This window comes from Lentibacillus cibarius, assembly GCF_005887555.1.
GTDB classification, from domain to species: domain Bacteria; phylum Bacillota; class Bacilli; order Bacillales; family Amphibacillaceae; genus Lentibacillus; species Lentibacillus cibarius.
The window spans coordinates 1,889,315-1,906,119 of sequence record NZ_VCIA01000001.1 but is presented as its reverse complement, the minus strand read 5'-3'; the positions used below and the strand labels follow the sequence as shown (position 1 = coordinate 1,906,119).

The window sequence follows — 16,805 nt, the reverse complement described above, 5'->3', positions numbered from 1 at the left end:
AGTCATGTGAATAGAAAACTTAATTTTACCGGTGTATATTTCAAAAATAAGCATGTTAACATGCTTATTTTTATTTTTCCATTGCTTGTCATTTTCCAGGCTTGTATCTATAATTGGTATGACTGAAGCGTTCATATGAATGGAAATCCTTAAGGAGTGAAGGTTACATGTCTTTGACAGCAGGAATTGTCGGGCTTCCGAATGTTGGTAAGTCCACGTTATTTAATGCTATTACCCAGGCAGGGGCAGAAGCGGCGAACTACCCATTTGCAACAATCGACCCAAATGTGGGGATTGTGGAAGTACCCGACGATCGCTTAAATAAATTAACAGAACTGGTGAAACCGAAAAAAAAGATTCCGACAACCTTTGAATTCACGGATATTGCCGGGATTGTCAAAGGGGCAAGTAAAGGTGAAGGGCTAGGGAATCAATTTCTGGCTAACATTCGCCAAGTAGATGCAATTGTACAGGTAGTGCGTTGTTTTGCTGACGATAATGTCACCCACGTATCAGGCAAAATTGATCCGGTTGATGATATGGAAACAATCAATATGGAACTCATTCTAGCTGATTTGGAAACAGTGAATAAACGCATCCAACGTGTTGAAAAAATGGCCAGGCAGAAGGATAAAGAAGCGCTAGCGGAATATGATGTACTCACTGTCTTAAAAGAAGGACTGGAAGCCGAAAAGCCTGCACGCGCACTGGAGTTTGCAAAAGAACAATGGAAAATAGTTAAAGGACTTCATTTACTCACAAGTAAGCCAGCGTTGTATGTAGCGAATGTAAGTGAAGATGAAGTCCGTGATCCGGATGCAAATGAAGATGTCCAGAAAGTAAAGGATTATGCAGCAGCTGAACATGCCGAAGTAATCACGGTCTGCGCCAAGATTGAAGAGGAAATTTCCGAACTTGACCAGGAGGAAAAGGAAATGTTTCTGGATGATTTAGGTATCGCTGAATCCGGACTAGACCAGCTGATTAAGGCTGCGTACAGTTTGCTTGGGCTGGGAACATTCTTCACAGCTGGGGAACCAGAAGTACGTGCATGGACATTCCGTAAAGGGATGAAGGCCCCACAGGCAGCAGGTGTCATCCATTCCGACTTTGAACGGGGCTTTATCAGGGCAGAAACTGTTTCCTATGAAGATCTGATGGAAGCAGGGTCGATGGCCGTTGCTAGAGAACATGGCAATGTCCGCTTGGAAGGCAAGGATTATATTGTTCAGGATGGTGACGTGATTCATTTCCGTTTTAATGTTTAAAGGATGACAGACGCAGTGCATCCGTAGTCGGGCTTAATCGGGATTAGTGGATCTAGCTTTAGCTTCATGCAACCAAAATGTTAGTGTCTAGCAAAGCTTTTTCGGCGTAAAAAAGCGCTATATTATTAGATAAAAGTAAATCAGGATCTCTCGAATGCTTGTTTTTTATGAAACCATTTGGTATAATACTCCACTGTGAGTAATGTAAAAGATAATTACTCCTTGCCCTTGTCAATGGAGAAGGGCCGTTAAGACCAAAAGGAGGTGTAACGGATGAGAAAATATGAAATCATGTATATCATCCGCCCGGATATGGAGGAAGAAGCGCAGACAAGCTTGATTGAGCGTTTCAACAACGTATTGACCGATAACGGCGCGGAGATTGAAAAAGTTGATGAAATGGGCAAGCGTCGTCTTGCATATGAAATCAACGATTACCGTGATGGATATTATGTTGTCATTAACTTCAACGGCGATGAAAATGCCATCAATGAATTTGACCGACAGGCAAAATTCACTGGCGATATAATCCGTCATATGGCAGTTCGAGAAGATGATGAATAATAGGGAGTGGTTCTGATGTTGAATCGTGTCGTTCTAGTTGGCAGATTAACGAAGGATCCTGATTTACGTTATACTGCAAGTGGTGTGGCTGTTGCTAATTTCACTTTAGCAGTTAATCGCCCTTTTTCGAATCAGCAGGGTAGCCGGGATGCAGATTTTATTAACTGTGTTGTTTGGCGCCGTGCAGCTGAGAATCTGGCAAACTACATGAAAAAAGGCAGCATGGTTGGTGTTGATGGCCGCATCCAGACACGTACTTTCGAAGGCCAGGACGGGAAGACAGTTTTTATGACAGAAGTTGTTGCTGACAGTGTTCAGTTCCTGGAATCAAAAGGATCATCACAAGGCAGGGGACAGCAGTCATCAGGATTCCAGCCAAACGGGAACCAAAATCAGAACCCAATGGAACAAAAACCATCAAGTGACAATCCGTTCAAAGATAACGGGGAACCAATTGACATATCAGATGATGATTTACCATTCTAGTGACTAGTGCATGGTTGTGAACCAAACGATTTCCCTCGTGAAATTGATTCGCAAAATGTGTACTTTGGTCATCGAAAACATGAAAAGGAGGGTTTCAAATGGCAGCTCGTCGCGGTCGTGCAAAACGTCGGAAAGTGTGTTATTTCAAAGCGAATGGAATTACACACATCGATTACAAAGATGTTGACCTTTTAAAGAAGTTCATTTCTGAGCGCGGAAAAATTCTTCCTCGCCGTGTAACCGGAACTTCTGCAAAATATCAGCGTAAATTAACAAGAGCAATTAAACGTGCTCGTCAAATGGCTCTATTGCCGTATGTGGCTGAATAATAGAAAACCCGATTCATCTTATTGTTGAATCGGGTTTTTTTCATATAGAACGCAGTAAAAAATGTTGTGTACATTCTCTTCGTATAATCTGATTACAAAGCCTACCGACATGCCCCCGTTAAGTCTCAAATCCATATTTCTTAAGAATCGAACGAGCTGTATCCGTCTGCAAAAAGGATAGAAACGCTTTTGCTTTTTCTTTTACGTTACTTGATGTCGTTACAATAGCTGAATAGGTGATGGGATCATGGAGGTCCTCATCAATAGCCAATACGTCACTAATAAATTCAGAGCGCTTAAAGTCACTGCGATAGACAAATCCAATACCGATTTTACCTGACTCGATGTAGGAGAGGGTCTGTCCGCCGACGTCAGTATGAACGAGTTTATTTTTTGTGGCATTCCAAACTCCACTGGACTTTAACGCCTGTTTTGCATATCTGCCGGCTGGAATACTTTCAGGACTGCCGATGGCGATTTGTTTTGTATCAAGTTCCGGTAATTGATTAAGTGATGATAACGAAACTGGTTGTTGTTTGTTGCTTGCCAGAATCAGACGGTTGGTGGCAAAGGTTCTCGTTTTCGTTGCTAGCAAATCTTGTTCTTTTAGTTGAACAATCGACTTTTCACCTACTGACAGAAATACATCAACCGGATCTCCCTTACTGATTTGTTTGGCTAATTTATCGGAAGCACCATAATGTAATGACAATACTATGTCTGGATGCTTTTCTTCAAATGTGTCCCTAAGCTCAGCCATTACATCAGATAGACTCACTGAAGCAGATATAAGAACTTTTGTTTTATCCGTGTCATCTTGGCTTGTACAGCCGGATGTTATGATGAGGGTAGTGGTCAGGAAAATAAAACATAAATAGCGCATAAAACAACTCCTATGTTCGTTTTTTTCGTTTCGGATAAACGGTTATAACCTTTATGATAAGTACCAGTGAATAAAGCATATACAAGCTCAGCCACAAATCGTCAAGCGGAAATAGAAGTGCAGTAACCGTATATAGCATAATCGGAATGGTTGTCGTGTACACAGTTAGTTTGCATAGAATTGGAAACCTGATTTTTCGTCGCAGTAGTTTCGCCAGACTGGTGCCTAAATAGGCTATCAGTGCAATGAATAAAAATGCCATTATCGTTAAAGGCAAGTAAAAAAATATAAAAAAGTAGATAAGAAAAAATAGCACGTTCATATTCTCATCCGTACCGCTGGCCGTTGATAGCCTATCAACCAGTGATGGAGTCGAGATGAGAAGCATTAATAGGAACATGTATATAACAGTAAAATCCATGCCAATCCGGTTTAATTGGAACACCGCTTGCTTGGACGGCAACTTCAGACTATGTAAAAATATCCGCAAGAATACCATGTTAATTCATCCTCAATATATTATGTATCAGTGGTTATAGTAACAAAATACCACTAAAATTATTTTATGACCATGGATAATCCTTGCATTTCGTTAACACTCGACAAAATTCCCGAATTATTTCCCGGGAAATAGTTTAGCCCCCATGTAATCGTGAGCAAGGTACCCACTTTAACCCACCACATGTGTCCTAAGGAATAAGTGAGAATAAACCGTCAGTACGATAAAAAGCGGTGTCTTGCGCGAGTGCTCGTGTACGTTGTAAACACTTGATTTTGATTAACTAACAGCTGTTGGTAACTTTTACTGATTGAAGTTTCACTTTATTTTAGGGATTTCAAATGGCAACGAAAGCATAAATCGTGTTATCATATAGTAATGAATAGTTGATGCTATCTAAATTAGAAGCTAATCAGTCATGAATATGAATAGATGAAAAGTAGGTGCAGTAAATGAATCAATCTAAACAGTTGACGGATGGTGCATTACTCACAGCGGTTTTTATAATACTGATGCTGATATCGGCCTTTGTTCCTGTTATCTCTATTGCAGCTGTTTTTCTGCTACCTGTACCTTTTGTGTTGTTCGCGTCGAGACATGATTGGAAGCCGTCCATTATCATGTTGCTTGCCGCTATTGGTTTGTCAGTAGTATTCACAACTGTTTATTCCGCGCCGATCCCTGTGTTAATGGGAATTGGTGGGATTATGATTGGGCGAGGTATCTACAGGAAGTATACAGCATATGAGACGCTGGCTAGTGGTACGATTGGCTTTGTCGCTGGATTAGTTGCGCTGTTTTTGTTTAGCCAGGTTTTTCTGCAAGTCGATTTAATTAATGAAATGGATGAGATGCTACAAGAGTCATTGGAGATGAGCCGGGATGTCATGGGGGATTTCGGGCTTGCTGGTCAGACGGAAGAGCAAATGCAGTTAGTGAAGGAACAGTTGGATATGCTGATACAGCTTATCCCGGTATGGGTCGCTTTAATTGGCCTTTTAATGGCATTTATTAGCCAGTGGGTCAGCTACAAAATAATTGGAAGACTGGAAGACAGGTCATTGCATTTCCCGCCGTTTCGTACATTCCGGCTGCCGGTTTCGCTTATTTGGATTTATCTGTTCGCATTGATTATATCGTTCATCGATTTATCAGGGCTTGCCGCACAGGCTGTGAATAATGTGTTGATGCTTACTGGAATATTTATGGCATTGCAAGGTTTATCGTTTATCTTTTATTATGCACATGAGAAAAATAAAACAAAAGCACTGCCGGTAATAAGTGTCATATTGACCATTTTCTTTCCGTTCATCTTCCTTTATCTTGTGCGCCTATTAGGTATAATAGATATAGGGTTTGCACTCAGGGACCGCATCTCCAATGGCAAAACGTGAGCTGGAGTTTAGGTAGGAGCTGATGATATGCAGGACTTTCAACGAAAACCGTCATTAACCGCCCATTTGTGGTTGCTTTATTTTATAGCGGTTGTTATTGTAGGGTTTATTTGGTACTTTCAATGGATATTGGGACTAGTGATGACGGTGATTTTGGCCGTTTCGGTTTACTACAGTATCCAGTCGGAACGAAAGCTGCAGAATGAAAGACAAAGGTATATTGAAACACTTTCCCATCGTGTTAAACGTGTAGGGGAAGAAGCATTGCTGGAGATGCCGATTGGAATTATCTTGTTCAATGACGAGTACATGATAGAGTGGGCAAATCCATATATGAATCGTTTTGCTGAGGAAGATACGCTTGTCGGTATGTCATTGAATGTACTCTCAGATGACCTTGTATCGCGTATTAAAGAAGCGGACGATGAAGTTTGGCTTGAATTACAGGGTTACCAATTCCAGGTATCTATAAGGAAGGATGAACGGCTCTTATATTTATCTGATCGTACCGTACAATCCGAGATTGAAACACGTTATGAAAATGAGAAAACCGTAATCGCCATTATTTATCTTGATAACTATGAAGAGATTACCCAGAATATGGATGATACGCTTAAAAGTCAGCTGAATTCGAAAGTTACGTCCGTTTTGAACAGCTGGTCAACTGATTACGGATCTATTTGAAACGAACATCACAAGATCGATTTATTGCAGTTTTAACAAAGGAAACATTGAATCAGCTGGAAAAGGCAAAATTTGATATACTTGATGAAGTTCGTGAACTGAATGCCGAACAGAATATTCCAATCACATTGAGTATCGGAATTGGCATTGGGGACAACTTGCTACCTGACCTTGGTGAGATGGCACAGTCAAGTCTTGATTTGGCTCTAGGCCGGGGTGGAGACCAAGTTGCTATAAAAGATGGAGTAGGTAAAGTACGGTTTTACGGCGGCCGTACGAACCCAATGGAGAAGCGAACGAGGGTAAGGGCACGCGTTATTTCACATGCCTTGAAGGAACTCGTTCGAGAAAGTGATAATGTCATCATTATGGGGCATAAATCGCCGGACATGGATTCGTTCGGTGCTGCAATCGGCATCTTAAACATTGCCAAAGCTAATGATGTTGAAGGATATATTGTGTTTGACCCTGAAGATGTTAACACAGGTGTTTATCGGTTTGTCGACGAAATGAAAAAAGATGAAGAACTGTGGAAACACTTTATCGAACCGGACGAATCGGAGGCACTGGTTACTAGCCGAAGTCTCGTTGTTGTAGTTGATACACACAAGCCAACCATGGTTGCAAATGAGAAGCTGTTAAATAAGACTGAATACAAAGTGGTTATTGACCACCACCGCCGAGCAGAGGAATTTATAGAAAATCCTACGCTTGTTTATATGGAGCCATATGCATCTTCAACGGCGGAGCTTGTAACTGAATTGCTCGAATATCAGCCGCAGACACTTAAATTAAGAATGTTGGAGGCAACAGCACTTTTATCCGGCATTATTGTTGATACCAAGAGTTTTACACTTCGGACGGGATCGCGTACGTTCGATGCTGCCTCTTATTTGCGATCAAAAGGTGCAGATACGGTAGTAGTGCAGCGGTTCATGAAGGAAGATCTTGATATTTACGTTAAAAGAAGCAAGTTAATTGAGCGTGCGCAAATATACCGTGACTCGCTTGCTATCGCTAAAGGTAAACCTGGAGAGGTCTATGGCAGCGTGCTGATTGCGCAAGCTGCTGATACATTACTAACCATGAGCGGAATTAACGCATCTTTTGTCATTTCCGAACGTGACGATGGCAGAATCGGGATAAGTGCACGCTCACTTGGCGATGTGAATGTTCAGGTTATCATGGAAAAGATGAACGGCGGAGGACACCTGACCAACGCCGCGACACAGATTGAGGATACAACCATGGATGATGCTGAGGCATTATTGAAAGATTTATTGGATGAATACTTTACTGGAGGGGAAACAGAATGAAAGTAATATTTAAAAAAGATGTTAAAGGCAAAGGGAAAAAAGACGAAGTGAAAGATGTTTCTGATGGGTATGCCCGCAATTACCTCCTGAAGAACAATTTAGCAGAAGAAGCAACGCCAGGGAACATGAAAGCATTGGAAGCCAAGAAGAAGAAACAGCAACAGCAAGAAGATGAACGGAAAAAAGAAGCAGAACTGCTTAAAAATGAACTGGCAGACTTAGATGTTGAAATCAGAGCAAAATCAGGGGATAGTGGTCGTTTGTTTGGGTCTATTACGTCCAAACACATTGCCGATACCCTTAAAAAAGATTATGGTTATAAAATTGACAAACGAAAAATCGAGCTGGATGAACCTATTCGTACACTCGGTTATACGAAGGTGCCGGTCAAGTTGCATCAGGAAGTTACCGGAACGATCAACGTGCATGTTGTGGAGGCATAATTAAATTATGTTTCAGCAACTGCAAAGTATTTGTCCCTCGATAAAGGGGGGAAACCAGTGAGTGAACTTTGGAATGACCGGACACCACCACATAACATTGAAGCTGAACAGGCAGTCATCGGGGCTATCTTTTTGGACCCCGATGCCATGCCATCAGCTGCTGAACGCTTGATGCCAGACGATTTTTACCGGGCTAGTCACCAGCGGATTTTTGATGCTATGCTGAAATTGACCGACAGAGGTGAACCGATTGATATTGTAACGGTGACAACGCTTCTATCAAATGAAAAAAAGCTCGATGAAGTCGGCGGTGTTGCTTATTTGTCCGATTTGGCCGGTAGTGTTCCAACATCAGCCAATATCGTTTATTATAGCCAAATCGTAGAAGAGAAGGCATTGCTCCGCCGACTAATCAGAACCGCGACAGATATTGTCACATCAGGCTTTTCCAGTGAAGATGATGTGGAAAATGTCTTGAATGAGGCGGAGAAGAATATACTTGAAGTATCTGGTCGGAAAAACACCGGAAATTTCAAAGCTATTAAAGACGTTCTTATTGATGTCTATGATAATATTGAACAACTCCATCATCATGATGGGGATATTACAGGAATCGCAACAGGTTTTCGTGACTTAGATCAAATTACGTCCGGATTCCAGCGTAACGATTTGATTATTATTGCCGCCCGCCCGTCTGTCGGTAAAACGGCTTTTGCATTGAATATCGCACAGAACGTTGCTATAAAAACGGATGAAAATGTGGCGATTTTCAGTCTTGAAATGGGGGCAGATCAGCTTGTGTCTCGTATGCTTTGTGCTGAAGGCAATATTGATGCACAGCGGTTGCGGACTGGAAAACTTGAAGACGACGACTGGAGCAAGCTGACTATGGCTATGGGGAGCCTTTCTAACGCAGGTATTTATATTGACGACTCCCCTGGTATCCGTGTCAGCGAGATTCGCTCGAAATGTCGGCGCTTGAAGCAGGAACAAGGTCTTGGCATGATTTTGATTGACTATTTGCAGCTTATTCAAGGCAATGGAAATTCCCGTGAAAACAGACAGCAGGAAGTTTCGGAAATATCGCGTGCACTAAAGGGACTCGCGCGTGAATTGAATGTTCCGTTAATCGCCTTATCACAGCTCTCTCGTGGTGTGGAGGCACGTCAGGATAAGCGTCCGATGATGTCTGACTTGCGCGAGTCCGGAAGTATTGAGCAGGATGCTGATATCGTTGGCTTCCTGTACCGGGATGATTATTACGATCAGGAATCGGAAAAACAAAATATTATTGAAATCATTATATCTAAGCAGCGGAACGGTCCGGTGGGGAATGTCGAGTTGGCTTTTGTTAAAGAATATAATAAATTCGTTGATCTCGATCACCGTTATTCGGAAAGTGATGTCCCGCCGCAACCTGTCCAAGCATAACCAGTTTCATTATTATGGAGCTGGTTTTTTTATTTAATAATGATAAAAATCATTTAACGAATGATAGTTGATAGATTCGTGATATCGTTCGTGTTTAGTTTGACAGAAAGGCTTATTACTGATAGAATTACACTGTTGATAATGGAAAAACAAATGTTAATGTATATGGAGGTGCGCCATGTCCTCAGTGGTTGTAGTTGGTACGCAGTGGGGCGATGAAGGAAAAGGTAAAATTACTGACTTCCTGTCGCAGAATGCCGAGGTTGTCGCTCGTTATCAGGGAGGTAACAATGCAGGGCATACGATTAAATTTGATAGTGAAACGTATAAATTGCATTTGATCCCATCTGGAATATTTTTCAATGATAAGACGTGTGTGTTAGGTAATGGAATGGTTATCGATCCAAAGGCGTTTGCCGAAGAGATTGAATATCTGCATGCCCGTAATATTTCAACGGATAATTTGCGCATCAGTAACCGTGCCCATGTCATTCTGCCGTATCATTTAAAACTCGATGCGCTTCAGGAAGAAGATAAAGGCACGGAAAAGATAGGGACAACGAAAAAAGGAATTGGCCCAGCCTATATGGATAAAGCCGCTCGTATGGGTATACGTATTGCTGATTTAATGGATAAAGATGCATTCCGCACGAAGCTTGAACAGAATCTGAAAGAGAAGAATCGTTTATTTGAAAAGATTTATGAAGTTGATCCGATCAGTGTTGAAGCTATTCTGGAGGAGTATTACGAATATGGTCAACAGATGGCACCATATGTATGTGATACGTCAGTCGTGCTGAATGACGCACTTGATGATGGTCGCCGTGTCCTATTCGAAGGCGCTCAGGGTGTGATGCTCGATATTGATCAGGGAACCTATCCGTTTGTGACATCGTCTAATCCTATTGCTGGTGGTGTGACTATTGGTTCCGGTGTCGGCCCATCTAAAATTGACCATGTCGTTGGCGTGTCCAAAGCGTATACAACACGTGTCGGGGACGGCCCGTTTCCAACAGAATTAAATGACGCCACAGGAGACCAAATCCGGGAAACCGGAAAGGAATATGGCACGACAACAGGGCGGCCGCGTCGTGTCGGTTGGTTTGACAGTGTTGTCGTCCGTCACGCACAGCGAGTGAGTGGTGTAACTGATTTATCATTGAACTCACTTGACGTCTTGACAGGTATTGAAACGTTGAAAATTTGTGTGGCATATAAATATAAAGGTGAACTGATGTATGAATTCCCAGCCAGTCTACGTGTACTGGCAGAATGTGAACCGGTATATGAAGAAATGCCTGGTTGGACAGAGGATATCACCAATGTCCAGACGATTCACGAACTTCCGGCTAATGCCAGACACTATTTGGAGCGTATTGCACAGCTAACGGGTATTCAACTATCTGTCTTTTCTGTCGGCCCCGATCGGCTACAGACGAATGTTGTTCGAAGTGTCTATAGTTAAATCATATCGCAAAATTTTATAGTTTCTTATCTTCTAAAAAAGCCTCTGTCTACTTGGATGGAGGCTTTATTTGTTTGGCGAAAAGAAAAATTACCATAGCCTATGAAGCCCTTGATTGCTGTTGTTAGCAATCTATTATTACCTTTTGTCACTTTTTGTAATATAAATGTAATAAATTCCTCCATATTTCCATTAAATATGCCTTTATGATTGCAAAACAAAGCTGTTTCTGTAAAAAAATGTAATCCATTATACAATTTGATTACATTTGGACTAGCACTATTTTACTGCTAGTAGAATTATGGTAAATTGATAGAGGAATTTAGAAGTATTGCCAAATAATTGATATAAAGTGTTGGCAAGGGGGAGAACAGCATTGTTTAACAGAAAAGAAATGCCCCATCGTTCCTCAAAGAAAGGGCAGATGCTGAAAAAAATCACAGTTATGACATGTTTAGGTCTTTCATTGACTTTTCCGACAGTATTTGCAGCAGAAGGAGACGGGGATTTGGAGAAAATATTCCACGTTTACGTTGACGGTAAACATGTTGGAAAAGTGAATGATAAAAAAGCAATCCAGACTTTAATGGATACGAAAGTTGAAAAGAAAGAAACTGAATTCAAGGATTTTCCCCTGGATATCGGTGAACAAGTTTCATTGATACCAGAGCGTGTGTTTAATCCTTCGTATAATAATCGAGAAGTTAGTAGCTATTTAAAAGACGAACTGTCCGTTAAAGCAGAGGCGGTTGAATTGAACATTGGAGGCAACCGCGTCGGCTACTTTAAAAGTAAAGAAGAGGCAAAACAAGCTCTCAAGGCATATAAGGAAAAATACGTCGATAAGAAAATACTAGAGAAACTAGCACCAAAGGACACAGAAAGTGAACAGACTGGTCATGAATTACAGGCGCTTGTTAACGAGCAACAGGATACGGATAACTTAGGTATCGGTGATTCTATTATTACAGACGTTATTCTGTCGGAAAAAGTTTCACTATCTGATCAAAAGGCTAGGCCATCCAACATTTTAACCGAGCAACAGGGTCTGAAGAAGTTAGAGAAGGGCACCCTGGCGGATAAGGTACATAAAGTTAAAAAAGGGGAAACACTTGTAGAGATTGCGAAGACCTACGATTTGACACTTGATAAACTACTAGAACTGAATGACGGATTAAACGAATCATCCGTTTTGCAGATCGACCAGGAAATTCACGTAACGGATTATAAACCATTTGTTGATGTCATTGTTAAAAAGGAAAAAAAGGTTGAAGAAACCATCGATTATGAAACAAAAGTCATTAAGTCAGATGAACTTTATAAAGGCGACAAGAAAGTAAAACAGAATGGCCAAGAAGGCAAGAAATTGGTTCACTATGCGCTGCAAAAACGCAATGGTGCTATAGCAGACAGGAAAGTTGTTCAGAAAGAGGTAACGAAAGAGCCAGTAAAAAAGATTATCGTGAAGGGAACAAAAGTAATCCCGTCACGTGGGACAGGTAATTTGCGTTGGCCTACTGTTGGCGGCTATGTTAGCAGTCACGTAGGTATGCGCTGGGGCTCGATGCATAAAGGAATGGACATTGCAGGGCCAAGTAATCGCTCCATACTTGCCGCCGATAATGGTACCGTTGTTTCTGCAGGCTGGTCCGGCGGTTATGGCAATAAAATTGTGATTGACCATAACAATGGCATGCGCACTGTTTATGCGCATCTTTCATCCATTGGCGTTAGCCCGGGTCAGACGATTGAAAAAGGGCGGAAAATCGGAGTCATGGGCTCAACAGGAGACTCAACAGGACTGCACTTGCACTTTGAAGTGTACAAGAATGGTTCGCTGCAGCATCCAAGTAATTATCTTCATTAATGATTGTTTTCTAAAGACTGTTGCCCTTGAATAAATGTTAATAGAGGTTTGGCACAATCAGCCCGTATCCACAGAGACTCTAGACGGCTTCAGTAAAAAACAAATCCAAGACTGACTCATGCAAATTAGGCTGAGTCAGTCTTTTTATTCAATTTGACCTCTCTACCTCTTATAGGTTCCGATTTTTGACCACTAATATAAGACATTTTATGTGAAGTACGATAGAATGGAGCATAAGAACGTTAATGCATTTAAACAACAGAAAGAAAACGAATCCGGAGTTATATTCCCGGGTCTTGAACAACCTTTTACAAAGGAAGTGACAGTTATGAGTCAAAAAATACTGGTAGTAGATGATGAACAACCGATAGCAGACATTTTACAATTCAATTTAGATAAAGAAGGATATGAAGTGGTCGTGGCTTACGATGGAGAGGAAGCAATCAGACTTGCGAAGGCGGAGGAGCCGGATCTGATTTTGCTTGATATCATGCTTCCGAACAAGGACGGCAATGAAGTCTGCAGGGAAATCCGCAAAACACAGTCCATGCCAATTATCATGCTGACTGCAAAAGATGCTGAAATTGATAAAGTACTTGGTCTCGAGCTTGGTGCAGATGATTACGTGACGAAACCTTTCAGCAACCGGGAGTTGATTGCAAGGGTGAAAGCGAATTTGCGCAGACAGGAGCAGATTCCTGATGACGGCGTAAAAACAACGAAAAACATCCAAATCGGCAGGCTAGAGATTCACCCCGATGCTTATGCGGTTACACGCGATGGGGACCACGTTGAATTAACGCATCGTGAATTTGAACTGCTTCACTATCTTGCCCGCCATATCGGCCAGGTAATGACACGTGAGGACTTGCTGGAAACGGTCTGGGGCTATGACTATTTCGGTGATGTCCGGACAGTCGATGTAACTGTCCGTCGCCTCCGTGAAAAAATTGAGGACAATCCAAGTAACCCAACATGGATTGTGACCCGTCGTGGGGTTGGCTACTATTTGCGTAACCCTGAACAGGAGTAGAATTGGTTCATGAATAAAGTAGGTTTTTTCCGCTCGATACAACTGAAATTCATTATTGTCTTCATTCTGTTGCTGCTTATCTCCATTCAGGTCATTAGTGCTTACTTTGCACGGGGACTGGAAAGTGAACTGAATGATAATTTTGAGCAGTCCATTGGTGCCAGTGTGGACATCCTTAAGGTTAATCTTACACAGGCGTTTAGCAAAGATCGTTCCGAGGACGGCGAAGAACCAACGCTTTCTCAAGAAGTGCAAAACATCATTAGCATTAATGACACTGAGGATATTATCAATATTCAAGTTGTGAATATGCAAAGCAGAATCATTGCCTCAAGCAATAATACGGGTAACATAAACATCGGAAAAAAGTTGACGAATGAAATTGTTAGGAGTGCTGTCCTTTATGGCAGTCCAGATGAAAAAAAGCAATACAACAGAGAAAGAAACCTAATTTATGTGCGAGCGGTCCCCATTTATGATAATGAAGATACACAGGTGGGTGCGCTTTATATTGAGGCATCGCTTGAAGGCGTTTATAGCCAGTTGGAAAACATTAACCGCATTTTCCTGCAAGGCTCCATTTTAGCAGTCACGGTTTCCGCTTTACTCGGAATACTGGTGGCACGGACCATAACGAAACCAATTAAGGAAATGCGCAAACAGGCACAAACGTTGGCTAAAGAAGATTTTTCCCAAATGGTTAATGTGTACGGGAAAGATGAAATTGGGCAGCTGGCTGAGTCGTTTAACGATCTCACAGCAAAATTGAAACACTCCAGGGCACTAACCGAAGAGGAGAAGCGGAAATTAGGTTCGGTCTTATCCAATATGTCTGATGGCGTTATAGCAACGGACCGGAATGGCGTGATTACATTACTTAATGATGCTGCATCTACTTTGATTAACAGAAGTCCTGATGATGCAGAGGGAGAATTCCTGGTTGATGTGCTGGGACTTGATGAAAATGCAGTTGATATTTCCGAACTTCCTGATAGTGGTTCTATGATTATAGATTTCAGTGATGATGACACTATTTTCCTGATTCGCGCTAAGTTTTCAACTGTTTCAGATGAGGAAAACGACATTAGCGGATTTATAACAGTCATCAGTGATGTAACAGAACAGGAAAAAATTGAGCAGGAGCGCCGTGAATTTGTTTCCAATGTATCACATGAACTAAGGACACCGTTGACAACCATGCGGAGTTATATTGAAGCATTGACAGAAGGTGCATGGGAAAACAAAGAAATTGCCCCGAGGTTTCTGGAAGTTACTAGAAATGAGACAGAGCGCATGATTCGTATGGTTAACGACCTGCTTCAACTTTCTAGGATGGACAACAAGGATTATGAATTGAAAAAAGAACAAACAGACTTTGTTGCTTTCTTCCACCATGTCATTGATCGGTTTGAAATGAACGTGACAGAAGAAATAACACTTAAGCGTGAATTGCCGGATACCGAATACACTGTCTGGATGGATAGGGACAAAATGTTTCAGGTGCTCGACAATGTCATTTCTAATGCGATTAAGTATTCGCCTGAAGGTGGTACGATCCGTTTTAAAGCAATGAAACAGCAAGGTCGGTTACTGGTGAGTGTCACGGACGAGGGCATGGGCATCCCGCGGGAGAAGGTTGATAAAATCTTTGACCGTTTTTATCGTGCTGATAAAGCAAGGTCACGCAAGCTTGGTGGTACAGGCCTTGGCTTAGCCATTGCCAGGGAAATAATTGAAGCACACGACGGAACCATTAAGGCCAAAAGTAAAGAAGGTAAAGGGACGACCGTTCTCTTTACACTTCCGCTAATGACAACGAAGCGGAGGGGTAATTGATGAAGCTTGAAACCGTCAAATCAATTATATTGTCGCTGCTGGTTGGAGCCAGTCTGTTGCTTTCCTTTGCCCTGTGGAATTACAAACCGGAAGTGGAGAGTTTCCCAGAGGAACAATACGAGGAAAGAGTGGAGCTTGGTGGAGTAGAGCAAACGGTAAAAGGCCTCATTCAACCGGAATCAATTATTTTTCGGAACGGGCAAAATTATTATAGTTTTACGGACCCGAAAAATAGCAAGCTACTCTATCAGAATATGCAGTCATGGGTGTTATATGATTTCCGTACTGGAACAGGCAATGGCAGGCCATCAGAAGGCAATCAGTTGGAAATCGTCTTTCCGGATGCCATACCAATGAACATGCTCGGAAGTCTGTTTACATTTAACACCGACCAAACTTTTCCTGACTGGGGGTTTGAACGGATCTTTATTACGTTTAATCGGGATTCTTCATCCATAAATATCATTTTCTTGTCCCGTAACGGCGAAGAGCAGGCGACGGCAGTGGTGAATAATACGAAGAAGTATGAACGCTTATGGAATCGTCTTACAACGTTTGAAGGCTTAAGAGAATATCTGCGGGTTAACACAAGTGAAAATACGATTTATATACCGAAATATAAGGTTGAAATGACCAGTAGATCTGTGGCAGTACAGGAAATAAGTTCCAATTTAATGGTCGATACACTGTTCAGAAATCCGGATATCGTCAGTAGGAATCGGATAAATGAAAATGAGGTTTATTTTACCGACAGTGCACGCGGTATCATGCGTGTCTATGAAAACAGACGGACAATGGAGTTTCAGAATCCACTCCAATCCCCGCTTGAACGAGTGGATCCAGCGACGTTATTGGAAATGAGCAAAAATAATATCAATAATCACATGGGGTGGACGGACGAGTATCATCTGATGGAAGTGATTGCATCATCCAATACCATTCGCTATCAGTTGTTCTATAATGGGTATCCAGTCTATGGCAGCAATCATACATCTGTCATGGAACAACAGTTTAGGATTAAAGATCTTAGTCAGCCCAACCGGTATAACCGCCCATTATTCAGCTTGGTCAATTTGCTTGGCAGCGACCCAGTAGAACTTCCGTCTGGTAAAGACGTCAGTAACTACCTTAAAAACAGCAAAACGTATGAGTCTGCGTATGTAGAAGATATTCGTGTCGGCTACAATCTTATTTATCAGAGCAGTGCTGATGTGATAACGCTCAATCCGGCGTGGTTTATAAAATATAATGGTAGCTGGCAAGAAATTGACTTTGATGCTGCGTCAAATCAAAAAGGAGGGATCTGA

Annotated in this window: 14 protein-coding genes and 1 pseudogene; 13 read left to right on the top strand and 2 right to left on the bottom strand. The window is 41.8% G+C overall.

The window, feature by feature from the left end; translation table 11 throughout:
• Positions 1-167: 167 nt before the first annotated feature.
• The 4 genes from ychF to rpsR all read left to right on the top strand — a co-directional run bounded on the left by ychF (position 168) and on the right by rpsR (position 2,647).
• Complete coding sequence (gene ychF / locus FFL34_RS09050) at positions 168-1,268, top strand: redox-regulated ATPase YchF (RefSeq protein WP_138603170.1); 1,101 nt, start codon at positions 168-170, stop codon at positions 1,266-1,268.
• Positions 1,269-1,541: 273 nt separating this feature from the next.
• Positions 1,542-1,832 (top strand): 30S ribosomal protein S6, encoded by a 291-nt coding sequence (rpsF, locus tag FFL34_RS09045; RefSeq protein ID WP_138603169.1) that lies wholly within the window; start codon positions 1,542-1,544, stop codon positions 1,830-1,832.
• Between the two features lie 15 nt (positions 1,833-1,847).
• Positions 1,848-2,318, top strand: coding sequence for a single-stranded DNA-binding protein (gene ssb, locus FFL34_RS09040; RefSeq protein WP_138603168.1), 471 nt, complete (start codon positions 1,848-1,850; stop codon positions 2,316-2,318).
• 98 nt (positions 2,319-2,416) lie between these two features.
• A complete protein-coding gene (gene rpsR / locus FFL34_RS09035; protein ID WP_138603167.1) occupies positions 2,417-2,647 on the top strand; it encodes a 30S ribosomal protein S18 in 231 nt (76 codons plus the stop codon).
• Positions 2,648-2,765: 118 nt separating this feature from the next.
• On the opposite strand, the gene modA is transcribed toward rpsR, so the two are convergent.
• Both modA and FFL34_RS09025 read right to left on the bottom strand, forming a co-directional pair.
• Positions 2,766-3,530, bottom strand: a complete 765-nt coding sequence (gene modA, locus FFL34_RS09030; RefSeq protein ID WP_138603166.1) for a molybdate ABC transporter substrate-binding protein — start codon at positions 3,528-3,530, stop codon at positions 2,766-2,768.
• Positions 3,531-3,540: 10 nt separating this feature from the next.
• Positions 3,541-4,029: a hypothetical protein gene (locus FFL34_RS09025; RefSeq protein WP_138603165.1), complete on the bottom strand. Its 489-nt coding sequence runs from the start codon at positions 4,027-4,029 to the stop codon at positions 3,541-3,543.
• Positions 4,030-4,481: 452 nt separating this feature from the next.
• Here FFL34_RS09025 and FFL34_RS09020 point away from each other — a divergent pair, with 452 nt between their 5' ends.
• The 9 genes and pseudogenes from FFL34_RS09020 to FFL34_RS08980 all read left to right on the top strand — a co-directional run bounded on the left by FFL34_RS09020 (position 4,482) and on the right by FFL34_RS08980 (position 16,805).
• Positions 4,482-5,423, top strand: a complete 942-nt coding sequence (locus FFL34_RS09020) for a YybS family protein (protein ID WP_138603164.1) — start codon at positions 4,482-4,484, stop codon at positions 5,421-5,423.
• A 27-nt stretch (positions 5,424-5,450) separates the two neighbouring features.
• A pseudogene (locus tag FFL34_RS09015) lies at positions 5,451-7,423 on the top strand (DHH family phosphoesterase).
• Positions 7,420-7,866, top strand: a complete 447-nt coding sequence (gene rplI, locus FFL34_RS09010) for a 50S ribosomal protein L9 (protein ID WP_138603163.1) — start codon at positions 7,420-7,422, stop codon at positions 7,864-7,866. Before FFL34_RS09015 ends, rplI begins: the two are co-directional and overlap by 4 nt.
• A 57-nt stretch (positions 7,867-7,923) precedes the next feature.
• Entirely contained in the window at positions 7,924-9,297 is a 1,374-nt protein-coding gene (dnaB, locus tag FFL34_RS09005) for a replicative DNA helicase (protein ID WP_138603162.1), read from the top strand.
• 178 nt (positions 9,298-9,475) lie between these two features.
• Positions 9,476-10,762 (top strand): adenylosuccinate synthase, encoded by a 1,287-nt coding sequence (locus tag FFL34_RS09000; protein WP_138603161.1) that lies wholly within the window; start codon positions 9,476-9,478, stop codon positions 10,760-10,762.
• Positions 10,763-11,138: 376 nt separating this feature from the next.
• Positions 11,139-12,629 carry a peptidoglycan DD-metalloendopeptidase family protein gene (locus FFL34_RS08995; protein WP_234031468.1) on the top strand — a complete coding sequence of 497 codons (1,491 nt, stop codon included), beginning with the start codon at positions 11,139-11,141 and terminating at the stop codon, positions 12,627-12,629.
• 328 nt (positions 12,630-12,957) lie between these two features.
• Positions 12,958-13,662, top strand: a complete 705-nt coding sequence (gene yycF / locus FFL34_RS08990; protein WP_138604708.1) for a response regulator YycF — start codon at positions 12,958-12,960, stop codon at positions 13,660-13,662.
• Positions 13,663-13,671: 9 nt separating this feature from the next.
• Positions 13,672-15,498: a cell wall metabolism sensor histidine kinase WalK gene (gene walK, locus FFL34_RS08985; RefSeq protein WP_138603160.1), complete on the top strand. Its 1,827-nt coding sequence runs from the start codon at positions 13,672-13,674 to the stop codon at positions 15,496-15,498.
• The gene (locus FFL34_RS08980) at positions 15,498-16,805 is read left to right on the top strand and encodes a YycH family regulatory protein (RefSeq protein WP_138603159.1); all 1,308 of its coding nucleotides are present in this window, start codon (positions 15,498-15,500) and stop codon (positions 16,803-16,805) included. The genes walK and FFL34_RS08980 overlap by 1 nt, the downstream gene beginning before the upstream one ends.